Origin of the sequence: Streptomyces sp. NPDC101776 (assembly GCF_044766845.1) — a bacterium.
Lineage (GTDB): Bacteria > Actinomycetota > Actinomycetes > Streptomycetales > Streptomycetaceae > Streptomyces.
Map to the genome: position 1 here is coordinate 340,424 of NZ_JBIWMV010000008.1, position 25,513 is coordinate 365,936.

20 protein-coding genes and 1 pseudogene are annotated in these 25,513 nt (G+C 69.4%); 8 read left to right on the forward strand and 13 right to left on the reverse strand.

The window, feature by feature from the left end:
- Positions 1–4: 4 nt before the first annotated feature.
- On the forward strand, positions 5–1,699 hold the full coding sequence (locus ACIRRY_RS26215; RefSeq protein ID WP_403976924.1) for a mobilization protein: 1,695 nt from the start codon (positions 5–7) through the stop codon (positions 1,697–1,699).
- Here the strand turns inward: ACIRRY_RS26215 and ACIRRY_RS26220 are convergent, their stop codons facing one another.
- The 8 genes from ACIRRY_RS26220 to ACIRRY_RS26255 all read right to left on the reverse strand — a co-directional run bounded on the left by ACIRRY_RS26220 (position 1,700) and on the right by ACIRRY_RS26255 (position 10,933).
- The gene (locus tag ACIRRY_RS26220) at positions 1,700–2,245 is read right to left on the reverse strand and encodes a flavoprotein (RefSeq protein WP_403976926.1); all 546 of its coding nucleotides are present in this window, start codon (positions 2,243–2,245) and stop codon (positions 1,700–1,702) included.
- Positions 2,245–3,381 (reverse strand): hypothetical protein, encoded by a 1,137-nt coding sequence (locus tag ACIRRY_RS26225; protein ID WP_403976928.1) that lies wholly within the window; start codon positions 3,379–3,381, stop codon positions 2,245–2,247. Before ACIRRY_RS26225 ends, ACIRRY_RS26220 begins: the two co-directional genes overlap by 1 nt.
- Before the next feature lie 88 nt (positions 3,382–3,469).
- A complete protein-coding gene (gene fxlM, locus ACIRRY_RS26230; RefSeq protein WP_403976930.1) occupies positions 3,470–5,560 on the reverse strand; it encodes a methyltransferase, FxLD system in 2,091 nt (696 codons plus the stop codon).
- Positions 5,561–5,584: 24 nt separating this feature from the next.
- Positions 5,585–6,853, reverse strand: coding sequence for a lanthionine synthetase C family protein (locus ACIRRY_RS26235; RefSeq protein WP_403976932.1), 1,269 nt, complete (start codon positions 6,851–6,853; stop codon positions 5,585–5,587).
- Complete coding sequence (locus ACIRRY_RS26240) at positions 6,850–9,804, reverse strand: lantibiotic dehydratase (RefSeq protein ID WP_403977008.1); 2,955 nt, start codon at positions 9,802–9,804, stop codon at positions 6,850–6,852. The genes ACIRRY_RS26235 and ACIRRY_RS26240 overlap by 4 nt, the downstream gene beginning before the upstream one ends.
- Before the next feature lie 222 nt (positions 9,805–10,026).
- Complete coding sequence (locus ACIRRY_RS26245) at positions 10,027–10,206, reverse strand: FxLD family lanthipeptide (protein ID WP_403976934.1); 180 nt, start codon at positions 10,204–10,206, stop codon at positions 10,027–10,029.
- Positions 10,207–10,295: 89 nt separating this feature from the next.
- Positions 10,296–10,472 carry a hypothetical protein gene (locus tag ACIRRY_RS26250; protein WP_403976935.1) on the reverse strand — a complete coding sequence of 59 codons (177 nt, stop codon included), beginning with the start codon at positions 10,470–10,472 and terminating at the stop codon, positions 10,296–10,298.
- A 14-nt stretch (positions 10,473–10,486) separates the two neighbouring features.
- Positions 10,487–10,933 (reverse strand): ATP-binding protein, encoded by a 447-nt coding sequence (locus ACIRRY_RS26255; RefSeq protein WP_403976937.1) that lies wholly within the window; start codon positions 10,931–10,933, stop codon positions 10,487–10,489.
- Between the two features lie 240 nt (positions 10,934–11,173).
- Here ACIRRY_RS26255 and ACIRRY_RS26260 point away from each other — a divergent pair, with 240 nt between their 5' ends.
- The 4 genes from ACIRRY_RS26260 (at position 11,174) to ACIRRY_RS26275 (ending at position 18,171) form a co-directional block, all read left to right on the forward strand.
- Complete coding sequence (locus ACIRRY_RS26260; RefSeq protein WP_403976939.1) at positions 11,174–12,457, forward strand: XRE family transcriptional regulator; 1,284 nt, start codon at positions 11,174–11,176, stop codon at positions 12,455–12,457.
- The gene (locus tag ACIRRY_RS26265; protein WP_403976941.1) at positions 12,454–12,993 is read left to right on the forward strand and encodes a GNAT family N-acetyltransferase; all 540 of its coding nucleotides are present in this window, start codon (positions 12,454–12,456) and stop codon (positions 12,991–12,993) included. Before ACIRRY_RS26260 ends, ACIRRY_RS26265 begins: the two co-directional genes overlap by 4 nt.
- A gap of 223 nt (positions 12,994–13,216) precedes the next feature.
- The gene (locus ACIRRY_RS26270) at positions 13,217–16,636 is read left to right on the forward strand and encodes an NACHT domain-containing protein (protein WP_403976943.1); all 3,420 of its coding nucleotides are present in this window, start codon (positions 13,217–13,219) and stop codon (positions 16,634–16,636) included.
- 1,181 nt (positions 16,637–17,817) lie between these two features.
- Positions 17,818–18,171, forward strand: a complete 354-nt coding sequence (locus tag ACIRRY_RS26275) for an ASCH domain-containing protein (protein WP_403976945.1) — start codon at positions 17,818–17,820, stop codon at positions 18,169–18,171.
- Between the two features lie 228 nt (positions 18,172–18,399).
- Here the strand turns inward: ACIRRY_RS26275 and ACIRRY_RS26280 are convergent.
- A pseudogene (locus ACIRRY_RS26280) lies at positions 18,400–18,510 on the reverse strand (phosphodiesterase); the annotation flags it as partial.
- A gap of 134 nt (positions 18,511–18,644) precedes the next feature.
- Between ACIRRY_RS26280 and ACIRRY_RS26285 the strand changes: the two are divergent.
- The gene (locus ACIRRY_RS26285; protein ID WP_403976947.1) at positions 18,645–19,463 is read left to right on the forward strand and encodes an SAM-dependent methyltransferase; all 819 of its coding nucleotides are present in this window, start codon (positions 18,645–18,647) and stop codon (positions 19,461–19,463) included.
- A gap of 77 nt (positions 19,464–19,540) precedes the next feature.
- On the opposite strand, the gene ACIRRY_RS26290 is transcribed toward ACIRRY_RS26285, so the two are convergent.
- On the reverse strand, positions 19,541–20,332 hold the full coding sequence (locus tag ACIRRY_RS26290; protein WP_403976949.1) for an alpha/beta fold hydrolase: 792 nt from the start codon (positions 20,330–20,332) through the stop codon (positions 19,541–19,543).
- Positions 20,333–20,423: 91 nt separating this feature from the next.
- Positions 20,424–21,140, reverse strand: coding sequence for a GPP34 family phosphoprotein (locus tag ACIRRY_RS26295; RefSeq protein ID WP_403976951.1), 717 nt, complete (start codon positions 21,138–21,140; stop codon positions 20,424–20,426).
- 218 nt (positions 21,141–21,358) lie between these two features.
- Here ACIRRY_RS26295 and ACIRRY_RS26300 point away from each other — a divergent pair, with 218 nt between their 5' ends.
- Together ACIRRY_RS26300 and ACIRRY_RS26305 are read left to right on the forward strand one after the other, a co-directional pair.
- Entirely contained in the window at positions 21,359–21,523 is a 165-nt protein-coding gene (locus ACIRRY_RS26300; protein ID WP_403976953.1) for a hypothetical protein, read from the forward strand.
- Positions 21,524–21,616: 93 nt separating this feature from the next.
- Positions 21,617–22,984, forward strand: coding sequence for a histidine-type phosphatase (locus ACIRRY_RS26305; protein ID WP_403976955.1), 1,368 nt, complete (start codon positions 21,617–21,619; stop codon positions 22,982–22,984).
- Between the two features lie 32 nt (positions 22,985–23,016).
- Here ACIRRY_RS26305 and ACIRRY_RS26310 read toward each other — a convergent pair whose 3' ends face one another.
- A complete protein-coding gene (locus tag ACIRRY_RS26310) occupies positions 23,017–24,462 on the reverse strand; it encodes an ATP-binding protein (protein ID WP_403976957.1) in 1,446 nt (481 codons plus the stop codon).
- Complete coding sequence (locus tag ACIRRY_RS26315; RefSeq protein ID WP_403977010.1) at positions 24,463–25,221, reverse strand: response regulator transcription factor; 759 nt, start codon at positions 25,219–25,221, stop codon at positions 24,463–24,465. It abuts the gene before it with no gap.
- Positions 25,222–25,513 lie beyond the last annotated feature (292 nt).

Consider the following 25,513-nt stretch of genomic DNA (forward strand, 5'->3'; position numbering starts at 1 on the left):
GCCAGTGATACCCAAGATCATCCTCGGCCAGGGCGACACCCGCCGTCTCATCGCCTACCTCTTCGGCGAAGGCACCGCCAACGAACACGTCGACCCGCACCTGGTGGCGTCCTGGAACGGCTTCGCCCCCGACCCCGGCCGAAGCCCGCACCGCGATCCCAAGGAAGTGGAGCAGCAGCTCCACACTCAGCTCGACCAGCCGGTGGCCATGCTGGGCCGCCGGGCACCCAAGACGACCGTCTGGCACTGTCCGGTCCGCGCCGCTCCCGAGGACCCGATCCTGACCGACGCCCAGTGGGCGGAGATCGCCCGGCGGATCGTGGCAGTCGCCGGCATCGCCCCCACCGGGGATGCGGAAGCATGCCGCTGGGTGGCAGTACGGCACGCCGACGACCACATCCACATCGCCGCCACCCTCGTCCGCCAGGACGGCCGACGACCCAAACGCGACCACGACATCCGTGCCGTTCAGAAGGAAGCCCGCCAGATCGAAATCGACTACGGGCTCCGCCGGTTGAAGCCCGGCGACGGCACCGCTGCCAAACGCCCCACCAGCAAGGAAGTCTTCAAGGCCAGGCGCCTGGGCCACGACGCCACATCCCGCGAGATCCTGCGCCTGCGTGTCCGCCGCGCATTGGCCGCCGCCTCCACCGAGGCCGAGTTCTTCACCTTGCTGGAGGCGACGGGTGTGACCGTGCGCCTCAAGCTCGGCCCTTCCGGCGACGCGCTCGGCTGCAACTTCGCCCTGCCCGGCGACACCAACGACAAGGGCGAGCCCGTGTTCTACGCGGGTTCCACCCTCGCCGGCGACCTCTCCCTGCCCCAGATCCGCCAACGCCTGGCCACCACCAGCCCCGAACCAATGGCCGTCCGGCCGGGCAACCCCTGGCACCAGGCCACCGCCGCCACCGAACGCATCCCCCACCACCTGGCCCACGCCGACGACGAAGCCGCCCAGGGCCAGTTGGCCGCGCTCGGCGGAGCACTCGACCTGCTCCCGCTCACGGCCCCGACCGCAGCGCGGGCCGAACTCGAACGAGCCGCCGTCGCCTTCGAGCGCGCCACCCGTTCTCGCATCGCCGCCGACCACGCCAGCGCCCGCGTCCTGCGTCGCAGTGTCCAGGCGATCTGGAAGGACCCCGCACAGCATGGCGATGGTGCCGGGCTGGCGATGCTCCTGGACGTCGCGCTCACCGCGGTCGCCTACGCCATGCACTGGCACCGCACCCGCCAGCACGCCCAACAGCAGGCAGCGGCCGAACAGACCCTCATCCACCTTCAGACCGCGTACGCCCAAATCGCCGAACCCGTCCTCGCCGGCCTCGCCAGCCGGGCACCCAGCCCGCAGACTCAACACCGGTTCGCCCACCATCTGCTGCAAGCGGTCCCCGAGCATGCCGAGCGCATTCTCAACGACCCTGCCTGGAACGCCCTCGCCGCCGTGCTCGCCGAGGCAGAGGCCACAGGCCACAACGCGGCCACCGTCCTGGACCAGGCCCTCGACCAACGAACCCTGGACGATGCACGCAGCCCGGCCCGCGCCCTGACCTGGCGAGTCCGTCGCCTGGGCCAACGCCACGCACCCAGCCCACGAGCCCAGGCAGCCAATACCCGGCGTACCGGGGAACGTTCTACTGCTCCGCCCCACATACCCCCGTCGGCTTCGTCTCCGAAGTCCTCGAAGGGGCAGCGGCGCTGATTACGCCCGCGCGGACAACTGGGGAGCGAGAAGTTCCAGCACTTCCTCCCAGCGGTAACGGTCGACCCCACCGCCGGCCTTCGGCCGGTGAGGCTCGTACGAGTCGATCAGGACGCCCATCCCACACAGCCGTTCCAGGCTCTGGCGGTACGCAGGGTGGGCGGCCTGGGCCGAGTTCAGGTACGGCAGCACTGCGACCGGTACACCCATGGCGGGTGCTTCGCACAGGATGCCCAGCGCGAGATTGTCGGAGATCCCGGCGGCCCATTTGTTGACGGTGTTGAAGCTGGCCGGGGCGACCGCGATCGCATCCGCGGGTCGGGTCGGGCGCGGTTGGTCCGGTGTTCGCCAGGCCGAGCGGATGGGGTGGCCGGTCTGTTCCTCGACCGCCTCCACGTCGAGGAAGCCGAGTCCTTGCGGGGTGGTAACGACGCCGACGTCCCAGTGCCGTCCCTGTGCCGCGGTGATCAGCTTGCCGACGTCGGCGGCGACACCGGCCGCGCAGACCACGATCTGGAGCAACGGCTCGACAGGCTGTACGTCCATCAGGCTCTCTCCATAGGGGTTGCACGTCCGAGCTCGGAGGGGCGTGTGAGGCTTCCCCGGATCGTCCTGTCGCTGACGCGCAGAGCCGCCCTCAGTTCTGCTTGCAGGTCGTCCGGGATGGTCCCTGCTCCAAGGGCACAGGCACGCACGAGTGCGCGGCAGTCCTGGGCTTGCTGGTCTGTCGCGATCGTGGTGAACAGAGGGTGCGCCAAGTTCTCGCGGGCCGCGTAACCGTCTTCGGCGTCCGTCGTCCTGCGGTGGAGGTCGTCGACGATGCGGTGAGCGGCGGGCGCCTCGGCGGAACCGATCGCGTCGAGGATGGTAAGTCCGAGCCGGGTGTCGAAGACGGTCATCCCGGGTTCGCTCTTCCGCTCGGAGTAGGTCGTCACCAGGCTCGCCAGGTGACCGTCGAACGGTTGCCCGGCGTCTCGGCGGCACAGGAGGGACAGGCTTGTGGTGACGGATTGCTCCCATGGATCGCCGGGTGTCGTGGCTGCGAGGAGAGCACTGGCTCGTCCCGTGTCACCCTCAACGAGGCCGGCCAGTAAGGCGACTTGGCGCCCATCGAGCATTCGCTTGCCCACGCCACGGTGAACTTCGATGTGTGTCAGCGCCTCGGCCCAACGCCCCTCGGTGGTGAGGGTCCGCGTGCCGTCGGCGAGGAGCACGCGCCACAGCCACGCCCGGACTTCCTGGCGGTCCTCGTCGGTCGCAGTGAGGTCCGCCGGTACAACGACGTCCTCGAACCGAGCCCCTGCGCCCGCCTCGACGGCTGCGTACAGGTCGAGCAGTTGTTGACGTCCGCCGTCGCCGTGGCCTGCACGGATCTGGAGGCGGGCGAGGTTGACGACCGGTTCCAGCCCTCGAATTGCACTCATGCCGGGCAGTGGGCAGGCGTCGAGGTAGGCGGCGGCGTGCTGGTGGCACATCTCTCGTGCGAGGTCGGGGAGGTCAAGGTCGGAGGCGATGAGCGCGGCCTGGTTGTAGACGGCCGATGCGAGGCCCTGGTCGGTCTTCTTCACTGCAGTGTCGGCCAGGTCGACGAGGGCGCGTACGCGCTGAGGCAGAGGCAGGCAGGCGGGCCGGAATCGGGCGACGAGCGGGAATCGCTGGGCTATGGGTCCGTGCGGGTCCATGGACTCCCCCTGGCGTGAGTGAGAAATGGTGAGGAGACGGTGGCCGCCAGTCGTACGCCGGCGGCCACCTTCCGCTACGTGCAGGGCGTCACTGCCAGTCGACGACGATGCGGTTCAGAGGGGTGTCGAGAGCGAAGAGGCCGGGGCACTGCTCGATGGCGGGGGCGTCGAGGGGCTGGATCTCGAACTTGGCCTCGCGGCGGCGGTATTCACGGTCCCAGGTGCGGATGGCGTCGGCGACCTTCGCGGCCAGCTCGTCGCTGCCGGGGCCGTGGCCGATGACCCCGAACTCCCAGAGCTTGCCGCCCTCGGGGGTCTTCTCCTTCGACGGGCGCCGCGCCAGGTAGGTGACGGCGCCCTTGTCGACGATGGCGGTGGAGGAGGGGTAGGGGTCTTCGGTGAGCATGGCGCCCTTGGCGCTCTGAGGGAACAGCATTCGGATCAGGCCGGAGGGGAGGGAACAGGTGACGAACAGTTCCATCCACTCCGGCGACTCCATGGCCTGGACCGTCATGCCGGTCCATTCCTCGGTACGCGGCTGGTCCAAGACACCAGTGAGAGCTTCGGCGTTGATGTTCTGCCCGGCGGGGGCCTGGAGCCGTACGGTGCCGTCGGTGCTGAGGGGGATGGCTCGGCGGTCGTCGTCGGCGATGCCCCGCCTGAGCGGCATGAAGGTGTTCATCTCGCTGCCGAGGGAGACCCATCGGCCGTCGCGCTGCTCGTAGGCGATGGAGCGGGAGACCGTGCCCTTGAGGCGCTGGGGGACGAGGAGCCGTCCGCCGGGGGCGAGTTGCTGCAGCCAGGCGTGCGGTACGCCGTGGGCGCCGACGGTGGCGATGATCCGGTCGTACGGTGCTCCCTCGGCGTAGCCGAGTGCTCCGTCGCGGGTTACGGCCTCGACGTTGGTGATCCCGGCGGCGGCGAGGTGTGTGCGGGCGCCGTCCACGAGGTCGTCGTCGACGTCGAGCGTGGTCACGTGTCCGCTCTCGCCGACCAGGTGGGCGAGCAAGCCAGCGTTGTAGCCGGTACCGGCGCCGAGTTCGAGGACGCGCTCGCCAGGGTGGACGTCGAGTTGGTCGAGCATGAGGGCGACGACGCCCGGTTGGGAGGCACAGGAGATCGATGTGCCGTCGGTGTCGTACTTGATGTGCACCGGTGCGTTGGCATAGGCGTCTTCGAGTGACGCGTCGGGCACGAACACGTGGCGGGGCACGGTCCGCAACGCGGTCTCGACGGCGGTCGTGCGGGCGTGACCCTCCGCGCGGAGCTGGTCGACCAGGGCGTTGCGGAGGCGCTCGGCGTCCGCCGCGGGGGTGGTGATCGTGTCGGTGTTCACCGCGCTGACGCTATCGACGCCGGCGTTTGCCGCGCCGGGCGACGCGGTGTTGTCACTCGTTCCCATGACTACCTCTCGTGCGATGTTGGACAGTGCGCTCTGGTCGTCCCGGAGGAGACCGGCACGGTTGGCGTGGAAGATCACGTGGTGGGCGATGACGGCCCGCAGACCGCGGGTAAGTCCGGCATTCGCGGCGAGGGAAGCGAGTACGGCGCCCGCCCTCTCGAAGGCGGAGACCCAGTCGTCGTGCCAGGCGAGAGGACCGTCAGGGCGGCACAGTCCGTGGGCTTCGGCGGTCATCAACTTCCGCATTGCGGGCGCTAGTTCAGCGACATGCCCGAGGGGCGGAGGAGTGGCGGTCGGTCGGAGAGCGGCGACCTTCGCCCACACATCACCCTGCTCGAACCAGTCCAGGCCGGCCGCCCGCATCATCGCGCTCGCCAGCAGCACGGTGGTCTCCCGACGGCCCAGATGCTCCGGGCCGAGCTGGTAGGTGAGCAGATGGCGGCTGTCTTGGTGGAACAGGTCGTGGGCGATATCCATGGACTTGGGTCCGCCGAAGGCGTCGGTCTCGGGCTCGTAGACGCAGGGCAGCCACGACACGACCGTGCCGTCGTCGACGAGATCGCTCAGCAGCGCTTCGACGATGGGCGAGGGCTCATCGGCGACGTATCGCAGCGGCCAGGGTTGCTTGTTCATGAACCACCAGCCGGTGAGATGGCCGTCCGCTTCAGCCGCAAGTAGTACGGGGGTGAGGCGTTCGGCGATCGCGCGCTGGGCGCTCTCGCGGTCGGCGAAGGTGATGTTGTGTTGCTGCCAGCGGTTGGGGCGATCCGGGGGCATGCGGAGGTCCTTCGGTCGATGCGGTCAGGCGACGAGGAGGCAGGCGTCCCAGGCGGATTGGGGTGGTTTGGTGGTGCTGGGCGCGAGGACGGCCAGGGCGATACCGGCGGCGCCGTCGAGGAAACCGGGGCCTCGCTCCTCGTCCCGTATGAGCGTCGCGGCGGTGTGCGCGGGGTCGGTTCCCGGCGGGTGAACTACGGCCAGGAGCAGGGGGATTGCAGCGCGGAGCCGTCCGACGGTCGAGGGGTGGGCGTCGTCGGCCGCGCGGGCGGCGATGTGGGCGAGGCCGGCGAAACCGTGGCACAGGCCGTTGTCCGTGATGGCCTTCAACTGGTCGGGATCGGTGAGGGCGGCCACGAGCGCGTTCTCCGCGTCGATCTGGCGTCTGGTCTCGCCGAGGGCGAGCGCGGCAAGTTGCTGGGCGCGGGCGAGACCGGCGGTGCCGTAGCACCATGACGGCCGCCCGAGTGCGGACGGGCCAAGTCGGCCTGTGCGCAGCTCACTTCGGGTGATCCAGTACGGCCACCTCGGTCCTCGGCCGGTGTCCTCTCGCCAGCGGTCCAGCCAGCCCAGCATCCGTCCCAGTGCTGCGGCGTGGCCGCTGACGAGAGTGCCGCGCCGCGCGGCGAGCGCCAGCAGTGCGAGCACGCCTCCGATGCCGTGTGCCATGCCGTTGTTGGCGTGGCCGCCGGGGAATCGGTCATCCGGGCGGCCTGAGGGTCCCGTGGCCGTCCACCAGCCGGGGAGAAACTCGCCGTCGTGGGTGATCGGTTGAGTGAGGCGTACGCAGTAGTCGAGGACGGCGCGGAGAACGGTGGCGCCGGGGTCGCGGCGCAGGAGATAGGCGCCGTAGCCGGTCAGGCCACGGATGGTGTCGAACTCTGCGAGCGCCGGGAGGAGTTCGGCGTCGATGCGGTGGTGCGCGGCGTCGAGGCGAAGGTTCACATCGGTGATCATCTGGTGGTCGAGAGTGTCGAGGGCGCGCTGGTAGGCGCCGGGCAGGTGATCGGCGGCGCGGGCCAGGGCGTGGGCGAAGGCGGGCGCTCCGTAGAAGGGGTGGCTGTCGGGGCCGCTGGTGAACGGCTCGCGGGAGGCGGCGGCGAGCCAGTCGTGGGCGCGCTGCCAGGGGCCCAATCCGGCCGCGGCCCGCTCGATGTGCAGGAGCGCAATGCCGGGAAGGCCGTGGGCGAGGTGCTGCCGATGGGCGGTCGCCGGCCCAAGGTGTGCCGTGTGGGGGTCGGCGAGCTGGTCGGCGACGGCTGCTGCCAGGTCGAACGCGGTGTGGGTGGTCACGACGTCCTCCCAGTGACTCGTGCTGTCCAGGCCAGGGCAGCGGCGCGGGCGAGATAGAGGCAGACCTCTTCCTCGGGGAAGTTCACTGCGACGTGCCGTACGAAGTGAACGTGCAGCAGGGAGGTCAGGACGTCGTCGATGGCGATGCCTTTGGTGTCCGGGCCGGGCAGGTGTGGCCGGTAGGCGGCGAGCGCTGCATCGCGGTCGGCCCACGCCGACACGATGGCTGCTCCTCCGGGGGTTGCGCGCAGGGTCGCCCAGTCGTCGCGAGGGTCGGCGAGACGTACGACGTCGGTGAACTGCGGACGAGGTACTGGCGCGGGGGATCTGGGCGGGATGTGGTCGATCAACCAGCGCGTCCCGGCTTGGGTGCTGCCGAGGAACGCGGAGGCGATGGCGATGGAGTGTGCGGCCACCAGCGTGCGCTCATGTGGACGCCGTGGCTGGGAGAGCTGGGCCAGGACTGCGCGCGAGTCCGCCCGGAACACTTCCTCGGCCGCGTCCCATGCGGCACCGGAGCCCCAACGGCCCATCTCCCGGTAGGAGGTTGGATAACGCAGATCGGCCAGCAGACCGGCGCCGCGCAGCTCGTCGGCCCATGCGCTCACTGTCCGGGTCGTCTCGGCGAATGCCTCCGGAGCGGGGAGCTCGATGCGCAGGCGCAAGTGCTGTTCGGGATCCCGGAAGCGGATGAACCACCACGGCGGGCCGCCGAGCCGTTCGAGGAGTTCGGGCAAGTGACGGGAGAGCAAGGTGTCTTGGCGGCGGGAGTCTCCGTACAGGGTGGCCAGGAGCACAGATGAAGCGGCCGGTGTCTGAACCTGGACCGGTGAGAGGGCGCGGGCCCGGGTAGGAGCGGGCAAGGGTGGCCACGTCGGCGGCCGGGTCGCCTTGAGAGGCACCACTACCTCGTGGGCACGGCCATCGCACCAGCCAAATGCATCGGGTTCCGGGGCCTCGACGAGCACGGCCAGGTGAGTACGGTCGAGATGCTGGCGTAACAGCGCCCGGTGGCCGGCCTGGTCGAGATCGAGGAACAACTGCCGGTCGTCCTCGACCAGAAAGACCCGCCGAGGGAGCCGCCGTCCGGCCCGCCAGTCGGTGAGCGCGGCGTCCCACTCGGCCTGAGGGCGTGTACGACTGGGCAGTTCAGGTGCTCCCAGGCGCCACCGGGCCGGGGCCAGCACCGTGCGCCCGTACCGCAGACGCGGCAGAAACGGCATCGCCCCTGCGGCTCCCCAGTCGAACACGGTGACCTGCGCGCACTGGGCGCGGGACAGCTCGGTGAGGAACCGCGCCAGGGGCGGAGTGTGCGTGCGGAGGTTCAGCGCGTGCATCCCGACGGCCTCGATGCGCTGGCCGCGCTCGGGGGCGGCCAGGTACATACGGCGGCCGTCGCACGCCACTGTCAAGTCCTCGGGGGTGAGGACCTCGTCGCCGGGAGCACGGTGTTCTTGCAGGCTGATCACGGTGGGCAGGATCTGCGGGGCGCGGGTGATGTGGGCGCTCTCGGGGAGCAGCGGCGGGAACGAGAGCTGTGCGGGCACGGTGTTGCCGTCCGCGCCTGGGAGATCGGCAAGCTCCGCGGCCAGGGCCTGACGGTCGCCGGGGACCAGAACGCTGAGGAACCGGCCTGTAGAGATGCCAGCGCCGCGGGACACGCTCACGACCTCCAGCCTGAACTGTCCGCGCTGCAACTCCCGCAGGTCGGCCGCGTGCACTCGCACTCCGATCTCCAAGTGCGGTGGCAACCTGGGCTCTTCTGGGCCGGTGTCCAGGGCCGCAACGAGCTCATCGGTGAGAAGCACCTCGTCGCGCCCGTCGAGCACGACGGCCTGCGCGAGCCGTACGAGGACGTCATCCCGGGCGGAGACGCGAGGCCGGCGCGCACCAGCCGGAGTTCCCGGGTAGCCGTCGGGATAGCCGATGCCGCTGTCCGCGACGACCTCCGCGAGCGGCACCATCGTGCCGATGCCGTACCGCTCGTAGAACCGCTGGTGGTACGCGTTCCACGCGGCGGTCCCGTACGGGCGGGTACTTACCCGGGTCAGGACGAGGGCCGCGCGCTCGATCTCTCGGGCTACGGCGTGCGGCAGAACGATCTGCGCGTCCAGTCGCAAGTCGAAGGCAACGGGGTGACGGCGCAGCCCAGGCACGAGTTCCCGCATCTGATCCGCGACGCTGTCCCTGCCACCCTGCGTGGCGCACTCCTCCAAGCCCGCGCGAACAGCGCGCAGCTCGCGGACTGCCTCCGCGAGCGGGGCGACGGTTTCGGCGTCGATTGCGTCGAGCTGGTCAAGCAGATACCCGAGTACGTCGGTCTCGGTACTCGGGGCGTGCAGACTCGTGACCAACACCCGCCGCCGGATCAACTCCCCCAGCAGACCGAGCGACTTCACGCGCCCGGCCTCCGGGAACTCTGCCCTGAGTTTGTCCAGAAGCGCGCCGAAGCGGATCGGCGCCCGTGTCGCGGCAAGGACCGCGCGCACAGGGTCGGTCAGGGCCACGGACGCCTCGACCGCGCGGGGCCGATCGTCCTGGACGTCGGGCTGGAACGGCACAATGAGCCGGTCTCCTCGGCTGATCACGGTGTTGTTGACGACGACAGGCAACCGTTCGAGCAGGTCCGGGCACGACTCCAACTGCTCGATCACGACGTCCAGCCACTCCGCCCCGGCGCGGCCGACGACCGCATGCTCCACGCCCCAACCTGCTCGCGCCTGCGGACCGAACTGCGCGGTGGCCACGCCGGCGAACAAGCCGAATGGTGTTGCCCGGTGCTCGGACCGCAGCAAATAACGGGCCACGGACAGCGCCGTGCGCCGCACGTCGCGCGGGGACGGTCTCTCGGAGGTGCACACGCCCCGAACCTGTGCAGCCAGGACTGGGCTGGCGTGTTGCAGGGCTTCAACGACATCGCCGTCCGACCAGACCGTGCGCAGCCACGCGATACAGACAGCCGATCCGTTGGACGAGCGATCGTCGAGGTCAGGCAACGGCGGGCACGACAGTGTCGGCCGGGCAACGGCTCGTACGAGAGCGGTCGTTCCGGTTCGGAACGCTGAGGGCGGAGCAGCCACCACTACCTCCTTGAGCGAGGGACGGACGGGCGGCCGGTGCCGTCACGCCGTAGAGCGCGACGGCACCGGACCGGAGAGGCCCGAAACCTCGGGTCAGGCGACGTTGGTGGTGCAGGCGCCACAGGTGGAACCGCAGTTGTCGTCGGTCAGGTTGACCAGGCCCGCCGGGTCGGCGATCTCGACGAGGGAGACATCGAGGTCGAACCCGTCCGTGGCCCCCAGCGTCTGGTGGCTCACCAGGGTGGTGCTCGGTACTACGGTGCTGCGCGTCATGCCAACTCCTCTGAATCGTTGTGATGTTGCGGTGGCACCCGCCTCCGGCTGCACGGCACAGAACCGCACGACCGGAGGCGGGAGTCTGGTCAGCCGGCCGTCTGGCAGTCGGGTGCGCAGCCCCAGAGCCGAAACGGCAGACCCAGATGGCGCACGTCGCCCAGGACCCGGCCGCTCGCACCCAGGTACCGGGCACAGTGGGCGCACTCCATCGCCATCTGCTGGCGGGCCCGGAGGCGGGCGATGTCCGGCAGAGGCTGGGTCAACGCGGCCAGGGTGCTCACTCGCCGCCCTCGATGAGGAGTTCGGCCCAGACCTCTTTGCCCCACGGGCGCTTGCCCGAGCTGTGCAGGTCATAGCCCCAGCGGTCGGCGACGGTGTCGATGAGGAGCAGGCCACGCCCTGACTCGTCGTCATCGGCAGGCGGACCAAGAACAGGCAGGCGCGAAGGCGCCCGGTCCACCACCCCGACCCGTATCCGTTCCGTGCTCGGCCGCCCGACCATCAGGCGGATCGAGTGGCACGAGGTGTGCCTGACGGCGTTCGCGATCAGTTCCGAGATGATCAGCGCGGCGCGGTCGGCGAGGTGGTCGAGGTGCCATACACCGAGGGCGTCACGAACGAGCTTGCGGCCGATCTCGGCCGTGCACGGCTCGCACGGAAAGGTCTGGCTGTAGGCGGGGTGGCCGGTGGGGGCGGCCTGAACTGGCGTACTGAGACTCGTCATTGGGCGTGGGGCCTTCGTGTTGTCTCGGCGCCCGGCTCGCCCCCTCGGCAGGTGTCAGGAGCGGCCCGGGCCGGTCAACAGCCGCCCGTCACATGAGTGACGGGCAACCAGCAACAACACAACTCCCTTTCACAGCCGGTTGGTTAGGGCGATCAACCGGGCTCCCGACGGAGCCGCCTAGGGCGATTTGACCTTTCGTTTACCTGGCGGGTGCGGGGACGTGAGAGCTACCGTGCGGACATGGACACCACGCGCAACACCGTTCTCGAAGCGTGGATGGCCGAACACGGCTACAGCTCCAACAGCCTTGCTGACACGGTGAACAGGGCTTTAGAGCGACTGACCGGGAGACCTGGCGGCCTCGACGGCTCGTCGGTCCGGGCCTGGAAAGCGGGCCGGGTCAAGTGGCCCAAATCGGCTACCCGTAAGGCACTTGAGGACGTCAGCGGTCTGCCCGCCGTCGCTCTAGGGTTCGTGCCATGGGGCCGGGCTCGGCCCACCCCAGCCCCACCGCAGCAGGAGGACCCCGATATGAAGCGCCGTACCCTCGTCGGCGGCATCGCGGCGGCTGCCGCCGCAGCAGCCGCGCCCGGCACCACCTCCCCTCGCCGTATCGGCATGAGTGACGTCGACCGCCTGCAGAAGCGCTTCGCCGAACTCATCGCCAGCGACCACCGTCACGGCGGCCAACTCGGCATCGAGCACCGGGCCGCCGCCCTCGCCGACGAGGCGCTCAACCTCCAGAACGCCGGCAGCGCCACCCAGCGCGTACGCAGCAACCTCTACGCCTCCGCAGCCGCCTTCCGATCTTCGGCGATGTGGGCCGCTATCGACGGCCGCCGCTACGACGACGCGAAGGCGCACATGCGCGAGGCCCAGGCCCTCGCCGAGATGTCCGGAGACCAGGCGATCAAGTTCCGCATCTGGAGCCACGCGGGCACCATGTACCGGCACATGGGCCGCCCCGCGGACGCGTTCGCCGCCAACGATGTCGCCCGCAATCTCCACCTCACCCGCCGCGACCCCTTGTTCGCGTCTCTCGGCCTGGCCCGCCAGGGAGCCATCCACGGCGCGGCACAGGATCCCACCGGCACCCGCCGAGCCTTCGAACAGGCCCAGGACGCCATGCTGCGCGCCGACCCCGCCGACTACCGCCCGGTGTGGATGCTCGCCTTCTACGACCAGGCCGAACTGGACCACTTGGCCCTGTCCGCGTACTTGGCACTCGGCGACTACCCGACCGCCGAATTCCACGCCCACCGCTGCCTGTCTGCCCTCCGGCCCCACATGGCCCGGTCTCGCGCCATCACCACGACCCGACTCGCCCACGCCCAACTCGCCCAGGGCGCTCCCGAAGCCGCGACGACCACCGCGATGAAGGTCCCCGCCGACGCAGCCACCCAGCACGCCCGAGTCACGCGCATGCTCCAAGAGTTCGGCGCAGCGCTGCGTGCCACCGCGCCGGGCAGTGCCACCGTGCAGACGTGGACTGAGCACGCCGCCACCTGGAGGATGGCCGCATGACCACGGCGCCCGCCATCGAACTGCGCACCTTCACCACCCTCGACACCGTCCGCGGCGACCTCCTCGACGTGTACGCCGAGGTACGCGCCCCGCTGCTGCACCTGCCGAACTACGCGGTCACCGCGTTCGGCGAGCGCCTGGACCGGCACGCCACCGAGCCGGGGTTCGTTGCTGTCCTCGCGTACGCGGACGGACATCCGGTCGGCTACGCCTACGGCAACACCATCGAGCACGGCGACCGGTACTGGCAGCGCACTACTCCGGCGCCGGCGGAGAAGTACACCGAGCGCCCGGCCGTGGCCCTGAAGGAGATCGGCGTCCGGCCGACCTGGCGGAAGACCGGGACAGCCCGCCGTATCCATGACGCCTTCCTCACCGCACGCGACGAGCCGTACGTCACGCTTATGGTCAACTCGGCGGCTGGGGACGGAAAGGTGCACGAGCTTTACGAGTCGTGGGGGTACGAGGACATCGGACAGAGCCAACCGTCACCGGCCTCACCGGTTCTCACTGTGATGATCTGCCCTACCCACTGACCGGCCCCTACGACCACCGACCCTCTTCGAACAGCTGGGCGTGTAGCCCCCGCTTGGACCGTCGAGCAGGGTCGCAGTTCGTACGCACCGGACTCCCACGCCCCTGTGACGAGTAAGCCACCATGCTCGAAATCGCCCAGAGGCCCATCACCGAAGTTGGTTGGGCCGAGGCCCCGGGCGCCTTAGGATCCGAGAGCATCGGTACGGATCTACGGGGGTAAGCGTGGAACCCACAGCCATCGGCACGCGACTCGCCTCGGCCGTAATGGGGCCTCTCGTCAAGAAACTCTTCGTCATCGAAGGTCCCGGAGCTGGCCTTGTTGACAAGCCGATCCGCATCTCCAGCTACGTATCCTTCAGGGGCGAGAAGCGCGCGCTTACCGAGTCCGACGTCCGCGATCTCGCCGCCAAGCTAGTGAGGCAAGCCCTACGCACCGGCGAACGCCCCGTCCCTAATAACGAACAGCAGGCCGTCACCGATGCCCTGGCCACCACCCTCCACGCCCTCGGCGACCTGACCCTCACCGACCTCGAAGCCGTACGCCTTGGTCACTCTGCATTGGCCCGTGAGCTGCGTCGCGCGAGTGACAGTCCCGAGCGTCATCTCACAGCCGACGCCACACACTTCTACGAGAGCCTGCTTGAAACCGCGTGCCTCCACATCCTTCACTTCTTCACGCAGCGCTCCACCTTCGTCGCCCGCACCATGATCGAGCAGTCGCAGGCCGTCAACGAACTCATCGCCAAGGTCGACGAGTTGATCCGCCGCAACCCGCGGCCCGGTGGCGAGGATGGCGCATTCGAGCAGGCGTACCTGACGTATGTGGCCAAGAAGCACGGCAAGCTCACGATCTACGGAATCGACCTCAACAATTCCCCGAGACGATGGCCTTTGGCCGTGGCGTATTTAAATCTGGAGGCGTCACCGGTGTCGGGGCTCTGGCGGAGAGCAACGGCATGGGCCCACGCTAGCGCTCGGGGCCTCGATCCCACGGCTCTTCTCCCGTCCCGCCGGCGCTCCTTCCTCGCCTCACTGCCAGCGCATCGTGCCATAGACGATCTCTCTACGTCTGTCGCTGATGAGTCTCAAGGATTCCTCGACAGCCTCCTGTCGATCTTCGAACGGACTGCGCCCAACCAGGACGGCGCGACGGATGCCGACACGCTGTGGCTCACCTACAACTCTATCCGCGACTCGTTCGCAACCCAGCCCGCGGACCAAGCCCTGGCAGCCAACCACCGTGTTCTCCTCCGCGGCGAAGCCGGTTCAGGCAAGACGACACTCGCCCAGTGGCTGGCTGTTGCGGCTGCTGGCCAGGACCTCCCCGATCGCATGGATTACCTCTATGACCGGATCCCTTTCGTTCTACCGCTCCGTGCGCTCACCCGCCACGGCGAACGCCTCCCAGCACCCAAGGACTTTCTCTCCGCCACTAGCTGCCCGCTCGCCGGCACTCAGCCCGACGGCTGGGAGCACCGGGTCCTCGTCGCTGGACGCGGCCTGATCCTCATCGACGGCATTGACGAGATCCCCGAGCGGGAACGCGAGCGGACCCGAAGGTGGTTGCTGGAACTAATCGAAACGTACGACGGCGACAATCGGTGGCTGATTACCTCCCGCCCATCGGCCGTAGGCCAGGACTGGCTAGCCGAAGACGGTTTCATCGAGCTGTCGTTGTCTCCCATGGGCCCCGCAGCCGTCGCCACTTTCATCACTCAATGGCACGATGCCGCACGGACCGATGCCGACGACACTGCCGACCTCGACAAGTACCAGGGTCAGCTCCTCGCTGCCGTCAGAACCGAGCCCGCCCTCGGACGCCTGGCCACGAATCCTCTGATGTGCGGGCTCATCTGCGCCCTCCATCGCGACCGACGAGGCTATCTCCCGCACGGCCGCAAGGACCTCTACGATGCTGCGCTCTCCATGCTGCTCAGTCGACGCGACAGGGAACGGGACATGGCGGGCCCCGAACTCCGCGAGGAGCCACAGCTCGATCTCCTCCAGCGACTCGCCTACTGGCTGATCAAGAATGGCCGTACCGAGATGGACCGTTCCCGCGCAGAGGACATCATCAGTCGGGCTCTGCCCGCAGTCCCCGAAGTAGCTGCCTTGGGTGATGCACCGACCGTCTTCGAACACTTTCTCCAGCGGAGCGGCCTCCTTCGTGAACCTGCTCCCGACACGGTGGACTTCGTCCACCGCACGTTCCAGGACTTCCTCGGCGCTCGGGCAGCTGTCGACGAGGCCGACTTCGGACTCCTCGTCGAGCACGCGGCGGACGATCAGTGGGAGGACGTCATCCGCATGGCGGTTGCTCTCGCCCGTCCCCGGGATCGCGTCACGATCTTCCGGGAACTCGTTGACTTGGGCGACCGCGCCTCTGACAAACGGATCCAGGCCCGCGTCTACCTACTCGCTGCGGCCTGTCTGGAATACGCGACGTCCCTCGAACCTTCCGTACGCGAAGACGTCGAACAGCGCACCGTCACCCTGATTCCCCCGGGCAACGAGGAAGAGGCTCACGCCCTGGCGGAAGTCGGGCCCTTGATCCTCCGCCTTCTACCCGGCCCCGAGGTACTCGATGACGGGGTGGCTGCCTATCACGTGGCCATCGCAGCTTCCAATGTCAAATCCGAGGCCGCTATCGGGTTTCTGTCCCAGTTCGTTGATCATCTCTTTCTCCCAGTCCGTGCCCAACTCCTTTGGGCCTGGCCTCGCTTCGACAGTGCCCGGTACGCCGAGGAGATCATCGCACGCCTGGATTCGAACGCCCTCACGTATACCATCCAGTCCGACGACCAACTGCATCACCTAAGGCGTCTAGAGCTGGAGCCTGAGATTCTGGATATCAGAAGGGACGTGTCCCTGGGGGCACTGGCCTCGTACGCCTCTCACCACGCGTTCGCGCAACTCACGCTATCGAACGTCGAGACGCCTAATTTGGAATTCCTGGCTCAGCAATTGACATTGACATCGCTCATCATCAACAATTGCCCGAACCTGGAGGATATTTCCGCAATTAGCGGACTCCCCATTCAGTACCTGGACATCACTGCAGCCGGTTCCAGCATCGACCTGCGACCGGTTTCATGCTTGCAGAACCTGGAATCACTGGTGATCAGCGGCCCGCCCAGCCTGGGCTGGTCCGCGGAATATCTTCCGACCCGCGCTCCGCTGCGCGGCCTGCGCGTGTCAGACGGTGCAAGGCCGCTGCGAAGGCTCCAAGGACTCAGTAGTCTTTCCCACCTCGTGGAACTCGGACTCAACCGTGCGTCCAGCCCGGCCTCAGCCGATGACTGGAGGGAGGTTTGCGGCCTGCCATCGCTAACCGATCTCAGCGCATGTGCCGCGTCATTCGAGGCCCTTCCCCCAGACACAGTTCTGACTAATGTCACCAGCCTGTCTCTCAGCGGCGGTGGCGGGGAACGAGTCATCCAAGCGGCCGTCCATCGACTAGCCGAAGCCTTTCCTCGGCTAATCTCATGCGAGTTCACGGGAGACATGGCTGCAGAAGGCGACATCGACATTGCACCGTTGGCTCAACTGCCCGACCTGCGAGATCTCCACATCGCAACGGGAATTAATCGCATTCGGGGTGCTGACGCATTGCCCTCATGCTTGAACCTGCACTTTCTGTAAACCCCTCTCGCAAACGCCAAGCAGGAGTACTTCCGTCCAGCGGGCGGGAGGGCTTCTGCTCGTTGGCGATCCGTACGGTCTCCGCATCACCCATTCGATCCCACTCCGAAAGCGGGTGTCGCTGGTTCGCATCCTGCAAGGAGCACAGAGAAACACGACCCCATCTCCATGGAAGCACCGGCGAACAGGACGGGCCTGGGCGTACGAGTAGAGCTACCACCAGCCGACCGTCCAGCGGCACACACGCCGACGCCGAGGCGCTCCCTGCCCGCCGGCACGAGGAGCGAACCGATGCCGGTTTCTCGGGCGTGCCATCACAGGGGCAGGATGGTGTCCCGCTGGGTGGTGTAGCGGATCAAGGGCCCGGAATCCGCAGGTCGGGGAGGGTGGCTCCGCCGGACCGGGGGTTCAATGCGCCTCAGCTGGGCGCCTCGCGGGCTGCCGCCTTCCGGCGATCGTCAGGGGCCTCGTACCGGAACGAGTAAGGCTTGATCCCTTACACCACGACGCGGGACACGACCCAGGGGCAGTGTCGCCTCCCTCCCGCTCAACAAGCACAGAGACGCGTACGGATGGCTGGCGATGCCGGGCATCTGCCCCGGAGGGCACATCCAGGGCACATGAGCCTGGGAAACAGCGTTGACTCGTGAGAACTACGAAGAGGAGTTTTCCCAGGTCAACGCACATTTCCCCGCGAAACCCCAGGTCACCGCCCCGCCCCTCCCATTCGCTGCACGAGTGGCAGGACTTCAGCCATCGGCTGCATGAGGCGGGGCATCAGCCTTATTGCCTTGTCTGGCCGTGAGCTGGGGGTTCGGGTTCGTGGGTGATGGGCGGGGTCTTCGGGCCTCGCCCTTTTTGGTGCCGGGAGGGGGCGTCAAGGCGTCAGGGGGGCAGGGGGGCAGGGGGGCAGGGGGGCAGGGGGGCAGGGGGGCAGGGGGGCAGGGGGGCAGGGGGGCAGGGGGGCAGGGGGGCAGGGGGGCAGGGCGATTGAGGGGCGCCTGAGGGACCACCACCGTCGGCTGTCGAAGCCGGCGCCCCGGAGACGCTCGTAGGCGTCGGCACATTTCCCGGTACGTGATGCAGTCGTCCCACTCCAAAAGCCCGGAGGTACAGACGACTTCCGCTGCTCTCGGCCGCCCGATCGCCACGCCGACAACCACTCGGGAGCATCCCGCCCCATGAGCAACACCACCCCGCGCGTCCGCGAACTCAGCCTCTACCGCCGGTACTTCGACCTCGTCGCCGCCGGCACCAAGACCATCGAGGTCCGGGTCGCCCACCCGCACCTCACCGACCTTGCCGCCGGTGACGTCATCCGGTTCCGTATCAAGGGCACGGACGAGACCTGCGAGGTCGAGGTCAGGCGGGTGACCGAGTACGCCGGCTTCGAGGCCCTCCTCGACGGGGAAGGCCCCTCGCACGTCAACCCCGCCGCTGCCCGGGACGCTCAACTCGCCGGCATCCGGCCCATCTACCCACCCGAGAAGGAAGCCCTCGGCCCCCTGGCCATCGAGATCCGGCTTCTCGACTGACGCCCGGTGATCTCCTCGAATGATCGGGAAGGGCCTGGCGGCGGCCCCTGTCGGAGACGTGCTGGATCAGCAGGGCCAGGCTCGCTCCGGGCGTGGTGATCAGGGGAAGGATCGCCACCAGGAATCCGAGGACGGCGTAGGGGGGGACCCCATCGCCTCCGGGACGGGTAGGGGAGGGACGGGAGACGTGAGGCGCGGGGCGCGGTGCGCAGGGCGCAGGGCGCGGGATCAGAGCACGACGCGGTAGTGGGTGGTCAGCCGCCGGTCGTCGCCCAGGATGTGGAAGGCGAGGCCGGGCGGTTGGTCGCGGTCCGCGGGGCGGTGGCCTTCCCGGGGCACGGCGCGCCGTCCGCGCCCTCTTCGCCCAGGCGGTCAGCCCCGCGCCCCCTATTGCCGGGTGCGGCCCTGCGTTAGGCGTCGGGCATGTCAGGATGATGATCTGACAGCCACTCACCAAGACGGAGCCTGGCCTCATGACCTCTCCCAGCGGCGACGCCAGTGGCGCCCAGCCACTGATCATCGACACCAGCAAGCCCCACCCGGCCCGGATGTACGACTACTTCCTGGGCGGCAAGGACAACTACGAGGTCGACCGCGAGGCCGCCGAGCAGTTCATCAAGGCGGCGCCGGAGGTGCGGGAGGGAGTGCGCGCCAACCGGCGCTTCATGCACCGAGCCGTCCGCCATGTCGTCGAAGAGGGCGGGGTACGACAGATCCTCGACATCGGCACCGGACTGCCCACCGAGCCGAACGTGCACCAGATCGCGCACGCCATCGCCCCGGACACGCGGATCGTCTACGTCGACAACGACCCGATCGTCAGCACCCACTCGATGGCCCTCATGGAGGACACCGACACCTCGGTCATCCTGGCCGACCTGCGCGATCCCCGCGCGATCCTCGACCACCCCGAGGTCCGCAAGGCCATCGACTTCGACCGGCCGGTGGCGGTGCTGCTGGTCGCCGTCGTGCACTTCCTGCCCGACGACGGGGATCCGTACGGCATCGTCGCCACCCTGCGCGACGCGCTGCCCGCCGGTTCCTATCTCGTCCTGTCGCACGCCACGGGCGACATCCACGAGGACGGCCGCCACGACGCGGCGTCCGTCTACAACCGGGCCACCGCCACCCTCAACCTCCGCACCCACGCCCAAGTCCTGGACTTCTTCGGCGACTTCACCCTCGTGGACCCGGGCCTGGTGCGCGTCACCCACTGGCGCCCCGAGGAGACTCCCGCCCCCGGCGCCGCACCGATCGGCATCTACGGCGGGGTGGCCCGAAAGGACGCCTGACGCTCCGGCCGACCCGCAAGAACGCCTGACGCACCAGCCGGCCCAGAAAAACGCCTGACCCGCACCGGCCGGCCCGCTCAGCCGGCAACCGGAACCGTCTCGCGCAGGAAACCGTTCAGCAGGGCCGTCACCTCGGCGGGCCGTTCCAGGCCGGGGAGATGGCCGGCCCACGGCAGTTCGAGGTGCCGGGCGTCGGCCAGCAACTCCGGTAGCCGGGCCGCGATCTGTCGGAAATCCGCCAGGTCGCGGCCACCCGAGACCGCGAGACAGGGTGCCTCTACGGCCGCCAGGTCGACCTCCACCCTCTTCCGCCCGGCCCCTTCGGGAGCGGCGAGCTGCACCTCGAAGGCCCGCCGCTGCATCCCCCGCACCCGCTCCCGGACCACCGCGTCGGCGTCCGGCCCCAGCCAGGTGTCCACGTTCAGTTCTACGGCCCCCTCGACATCGCCCGCCTCGATCAGCTCGTCCTCCCGGTCCCCGAACTCCCGCAGTTCATCGGTGGGTTGGTGGCCCGGCACCCCGGCACACAGCAGCACCATGGCGGCGACCCGATCCGGACGCCGTGCCGCGATCTCCACGGCGACCTCTCCGCCGTACGACGAGCCGATCAGCACCGCCCGCTCGACACCGAGGCTGTCCAGCAGGTCGAGTACGTCCTCGGCGTCGTTGTGCCGCCGGTCCGGCAAAGGCGATTCGCCGAACCCCCGGAAGTCACAACGCACCACCCGATAGCCGGAGTTGACCAGGTCCGGCCACTGCGGATCCCACATCCCCCGGTCGCACACCGCGGAGTGCAGCAGTACCAGCGCGGGACGGTCTCCGGCCGCGTCGTCGTCATGGTCAGGGGCGTAGTCATGGGCGAGAGTCATGCGGCAGACCCTAGGCGGCGAGCGATCGGACCACCCCATGAATTTCGGCGGCTGGATCCCGGCTGCTGGATCCCGGCGTCGGCGACGGTCGTCAGTCGCCGATCGTGATCGTCCTGCCCTGCCTGGCCGGCAGCGAGAAGCCCAGCACGGTGCTCGTGTCGCGCAGGGTTTCCGGGAAGGCTCCCACGGCGCCGACGCCACGGGCGCGTTCGAGGCGTTGCGGGCGGGTCAGGGTGAGGCCGAAGTCCTTCGTGAGACCGGCGCCGTCCAGCAAGTCGCAGAGGAACAGCATGTGTTCGTCGAGCGGCACCTGTTCGGAACGGACGGCACGGACGCCGTTGAGCAGGGCGGCGCGCAGTGCGGGATCCGGGTGGTGGCGTGTTCTGGTGAGGACGGTGCCGGGTCTGTGGCGCAGTACGCCTCGCTCGGTGAGTACGCCCGTGTGCAGGGCGAGTGCTTGCCTGCCGCGTTCTCGGAGCCAGCGGGTCACCGTGAGGGGTCGGGGGGCGAGGCCGGCGGTGCGGGTCCCTAACGCGACGAGCAGGTCGTCTGCCCAAGTCAGGCCGGTGTGGGGCGTGTTGGCCGAGAGTTCGATCTCGCCGCGGAGCTGGTAGATCTCGAGTCCTAGTTTTCTGGTCTTCCTCGGCCTGATCAACAACCGTCTCCGCAGGGCGAGTTCACCCAGTTCCGCGGCCGCGCAACCGGCCGCCGTCTGGGCCGGGCTGGGCACCCTGCCGTTCTCCCCGTACGACAGCAGGGCGAACTCCTCGGGCAGGGACAGACGTTGGAGCGGTGCGGGTCCGAACATGCGGTGCATTCTGCACGGCGGGCCGGTCGTCCATGGCCAGGATGGTCATGGTGATGGTGATGGTGGAGCCAGCCCCACCCCCGACCGGGCAGCCCACCCCCTCGTGGTGGCAGCCCGCACGCGGGATCGTTGATCTCACAAGGACAAGGCCAAAACCAACGTCAAGGCCAAGCCCAAGGCCGACGTCAAGGTCCACAACTCGCCGGAAGGGAACCGACATGTCTCACACCGCCACCACCTCCCCCACGAAGAACGCCCGCACCGCCCAGCCGTCGGCCGGCGCCCCCGCCCCGCGGAGCCCCCGCTCCACGCCCCGCGTCATGCCCCTCTGGCAGGCGATGGCCCACCTGTTCGCCCCGGCCGAGGGCGCGGTACGGCCGTAGGGTCTCGTCCCGCCCCCGGACACCCGCGAGTGGAGTCCCCGGAGTCACCCCACGTGCACCCGGCGTTCACGTCCCCCGCGAAACATGCAGCTCATGAGACGTGTCACCCCCGCCGTGATCCTCGGCGTGGCCGCGCTGCTGGCCACCCCGTTCGCCGCCCAGGCCGCCCCCGGCAGCGGCAACGCCCACACCGACAGCTACGGCACGAAGGCCGTGTACGCACCGGAGCAGAACTCCCGCTCGTACCAGAAGGCCCCGGCCGGCTTCACCCCCGTCTTCACCGAGAACGTGTCCCGGCACGGGTCCCGTTCCGCGACCGACAGCTCGGACGGCGACCTGATCCTCGCGCTCTGGAACAAGGCCCAGGCCGAAGGCCAACTCACCGCGAAGGGGCGGGAGTTCGGGCCGAAGGCGCAGGCCCTCGAAGCCGCCATGAGCACCGTCGGGTACGGCGACCTCAGCGCGCGCGGCAAGGCGGAGATCCAGGCCACCGCCACCCGGATGGAGAAGCGGCTGCCGAGTCTCTTCGCGACGATCGCGAAGGACAAGGAGCCCATCGACGTCGTCAGTTCGGGGCAGGGCCGGGCCGTCGACAGCGCCAACCTCTACGGCGCCGCCCTCGCCAAGACCGACCCCGACCTCACCTCCCTCATCGGCGCGACCCGTACCGACAAGGACCTCCTCTACTTCCACAAGGCCGCCGGCGGCGCCGCCTACCGCGACTACATCGCCAACGACCAGCGGCTCGCGACGACGCTGAAGACCATCACGGACCAGCCGAAGACCCACCGCGCCGCCCGTGACGTACTGAGGAAGCTCTTCAAGCCGGCGTTCGTGGACCGGATCACGGCGGGCGAGTTCGCGTCGATCGGCACGGACGTCGAGGCCGCCACCGCCGTCTACAACCTGTACGCCATCGCGCCCGCGATGAGCGGGGAGAGCCCGGGCGGCAAGGGCTGGGGCATGGACCGGTACATCTCGGCGGCCGACGCCGACTGGTTCGGGTACATCTCCGACACCGAGGACTTCTACGAGAAGGGGCCGGGCTTCGCGGACAGCGACATCACGTACAAGATGGCCGGTGTCCTGCTCGACGACTTCTTCAAGAAGGTCGAGGCCAGGCGCGACGGCACGAGCGACCTGGGCGCCGAACTCCGGTTCACCCACGCCGAGGAGATCATCCCGCTGGCCGCGCTGATGGGCCTGCCGGGCAGCACGAAGGGCGTCACGGTCAAGCAGCCGTACACCTACGCGAGCAACCCGTGGCGCGGCGCGGCCGTGGCCCCGCTCGGCTCGAACATCCAGTGGGACGTCTTCCGCAAGGGCGGCACCTACCTCGTCCGCATGCTCTACAACGAGAAGGAGACCGCCTTCAAGGCCGGCTGCCGTCCCGCCTCCAAGGGCAGCAAGTTCTACGACCTGAACGAACTGGAGCGCTGCTTCGGGCGGACCGGCAACTGACGTACCGGACGACCCGCCGGGGCTGCCGTCGGTCAGCCCCGGCCGCGCGCCCCGGCCCCCGGCCCCACCACACCACCCACCGTGAAGCCGATCACCGAGCCGCCGCCCTCCCGCCGTAGCGCGAACGGCGCTCCCCCGTGCGCCAGGGCCACCTCGCGGACGATCGACAGGCCGAGGCCCGAGCCGGGGAGTGAACGGGCGTCCGCCGCGCGGTAGAAGCGGTCGAAGATGCGGAAGAGGTCGCTCTCGGAGACTCCGGGACCTCGGTCGAGGACTTCGACGCGGACTGTGCCGGGGCGGGCGGGACCGGAGACGGAGATCTCGATGGGGGTCTGGCCCGCGCGGTCGAACTTGGCCGCGTTCTCGACCAGGTTGGAGATCGCGCGCTGGAGCATGCCGGGGCGGCCGTCGGTCGTCGTGTCGCCGCTCGCGCGGACGGTGATGTCGCGGCCGGTGCGTCGGCGGGCCAGGCCCGCCACGTCCTCCGCGATGTCGGCCAGGTCCACCTGCTGGGGCGGTTCGGTGTCGGACTGGCCCGCCGCCAGATCCACCAACTCGTTGACCAGGTCGGTGAGTTCGCGGGCCTCCTGGCTCAGGTCCGCGACCAGTTCCTCGCGGGTGCCGGGCGGCAGTTCGTCCATGCGGCGGAGCAGCGAGATGTTCGTACGGAGCGAGGTCAGCGGGGTGCGGAGTTCATGGCCCGCGTCCTGGATCAGGCGGCGCTGGTCCTCCTCCGACTGCGCGAGGCGGCCGAGCATCCGGTCGAACGCGCGGCCGAGGCGGCCCACCTCGTCGTAGCCGGTGACGGGGACCTGGACGCCGAGGCGTCGGGTGCGGGCCACGTCCTCGGCCGCCGCGGTGAGGATGATCAGGCGACGCGTGATCCGCCGGGCCAGCCACCAGCCGCACAGACCGGCGAGCACCACCACCGCCGCCATCAGCACGAACGTCCGCTGCTGCAGGGCCCGCAGCAGATCCTCCGTGTCGCTGAACTCCTGCGCGACCTGCACCGCGCCCCGCCCGGCGCCGAGCGAGACGGTCGCGATGCGGTACACGTCCTCGCCGACGGCGACGTCCTTGTGCTCCACCGTCTTCCCGGCCACCCGGTCGCCCGCGATCGCCCGGTCGTCACCGGTGACGGGCAGCGCCGGGCTGCCGCTGTCGAGGACACCGCCGTCCCGCCCGAGCACCTGGACGTCCGTCCGGGCGGGCCGCACGATGTCGTGGCCGGGCGCGGAGGAGGAGAAGTCCTCGGTCGTCATCTGGTGCGTCCGCACCTCGTCCTGCAGATCCTGGACGACCTGGTCGAACACGGACTCCTGGTCGACCCGGACCAGCCGGGCCGCCGCGCCGTACGACAGCACGCCGACGAGGAGAGTGACGGCCGCGGTCACCGCGGCGAAGGACAGGACGAACGTGGTGCGGAGTGAAACCAGTCTGGGTCGCCTGGTGGCCACGAACCGCCGCAGGCGGCCCACTCAGTCCTCCCGCAGCACGTAACCCACGCCACGCACCGTGTGGATCAGCTGCGGCGCGCCGGGCTCGTCGAGCTTGCGGCGCAGGTAGCCGACGTAGACGGCGAGGTTCTTGGAGCCGGGGCCGAAGTCGTAGCCCCAGATGCGGTCGTAGATCGTGGAGTGGTCAAGGACGATGCCCGCGTTGCGCACGAGCAGTTCGAGGAGCTCGAACTCGGTCCGGGTCAGCTCCAGTTCGCGCTCCCCGCGCCAGACGCGGCGGGCCTGGAGGTCCATGCGGAGGCCGGCCGCGGTGATCTGCTTGTCGGAGGCGGTGGCCGAGGGGGAGAACGCCGATGGCGCGTGCGGGCCGTCCCGTAGTACGTCGGAGGGACCCGCGGTGCCGGGGACGCCGTTCGCCGGGACCGGGCTGGTGCGGCGGAGCAGGGCGCGCAGCCTCGCGAAGACCTCCTCCACGTCGAACGGCTTCACCACGTAGTCGTCGGCGCCCGCGTCCAGGCCCGCGATACGGTCGGCCGTCTCCACGAGGGCGGTCAGCATGAGGATCGGGGTGCGGTCGCCCTCGGCGCGCAGCACCCGGCAGACCTGGAGGCCGTCGATGCCGGGCATCATCACGTCGAGGAGCAGCACGTCCGGTGGGGTGCGGTGGGCCTGCGCGAGCGCCTCGACACCGTCGGCGACCGCGGTCACCTGGTAGCCCTCCAGGGTCAGGGCCCGCTCCAGGGCATGACGGATGGCACGGTCGTCTTCGGCGAGCAGCACAGTCTGGGGCACGGTACCCAGTGTGCCAAGGCCTCCGGCGGTTGGCCGGTGGGGGCAGGTCTACGATCACCCTTTTTACCGGGCTCTCACCGAGGCGGACGCAACCTGGGCCCAGCTCCTACCGTCTTCTCACGGTCGGGTGGGCGGGGCGGGAGCCGACGCGCGGGGGGGGGGGGGGGGGGCGCCCCCCCCCCCCCCCCCCCCGGGCGCGGGGCCCGGCGCGCCCCCCCCCGCGGGGGGGGGCCCCCCCCGCCGCCCCCCCCCCGGGGGGGGGGGCCGGGGGGGGTGGGGC

What these genes read in the sequence shown, in the direction of transcription:
- ACIRRY_RS26220 (WP_403976926.1), bottom strand. Translation starts at nt 2,245, where the DNA reads ATGGACGTACAGCCTGTCGAGCCGTTGCTCCAGATCGTGGTCTGCGCG.
- ACIRRY_RS26225 (WP_403976928.1), bottom strand. Translation starts at nt 3,381, where the DNA reads ATGGACCCGCACGGACCCATAGCCCAGCGATTCCCGCTCGTCGCCCGA.
- fxlM (WP_403976930.1), bottom strand. Translation starts at nt 5,560, where the DNA reads ATGCCCCCGGATCGCCCCAACCGCTGGCAGCAACACAACATCACCTTC.
- ACIRRY_RS26245 (WP_403976934.1), bottom strand. Translation starts at nt 10,206, where the DNA reads ATGACGCGCAGCACCGTAGTACCGAGCACCACCCTGGTGAGCCACCAG.
- ACIRRY_RS26255 (WP_403976937.1), bottom strand. Translation starts at nt 10,933, where the DNA reads ATGACGAGTCTCAGTACGCCAGTTCAGGCCGCCCCCACCGGCCACCCC.
- ACIRRY_RS26260 (WP_403976939.1), top strand. Translation starts at nt 11,174, where the DNA reads ATGGACACCACGCGCAACACCGTTCTCGAAGCGTGGATGGCCGAACAC.
- ACIRRY_RS26265 (WP_403976941.1), top strand. Translation starts at nt 12,454, where the DNA reads ATGACCACGGCGCCCGCCATCGAACTGCGCACCTTCACCACCCTCGAC.
- ACIRRY_RS26275 (WP_403976945.1), top strand. Translation starts at nt 17,818, where the DNA reads ATGAGCAACACCACCCCGCGCGTCCGCGAACTCAGCCTCTACCGCCGG.
- ACIRRY_RS26285 (WP_403976947.1), top strand. Translation starts at nt 18,645, where the DNA reads ATGACCTCTCCCAGCGGCGACGCCAGTGGCGCCCAGCCACTGATCATC.
- ACIRRY_RS26290 (WP_403976949.1), bottom strand. Translation starts at nt 20,332, where the DNA reads ATGACTCTCGCCCATGACTACGCCCCTGACCATGACGACGACGCGGCC.
- ACIRRY_RS26295 (WP_403976951.1), bottom strand. Translation starts at nt 21,140, where the DNA reads ATGTTCGGACCCGCACCGCTCCAACGTCTGTCCCTGCCCGAGGAGTTC.
- ACIRRY_RS26300 (WP_403976953.1), top strand. Translation starts at nt 21,359, where the DNA reads ATGTCTCACACCGCCACCACCTCCCCCACGAAGAACGCCCGCACCGCC.
- ACIRRY_RS26305 (WP_403976955.1), top strand. Translation starts at nt 21,617, where the DNA reads ATGAGACGTGTCACCCCCGCCGTGATCCTCGGCGTGGCCGCGCTGCTG.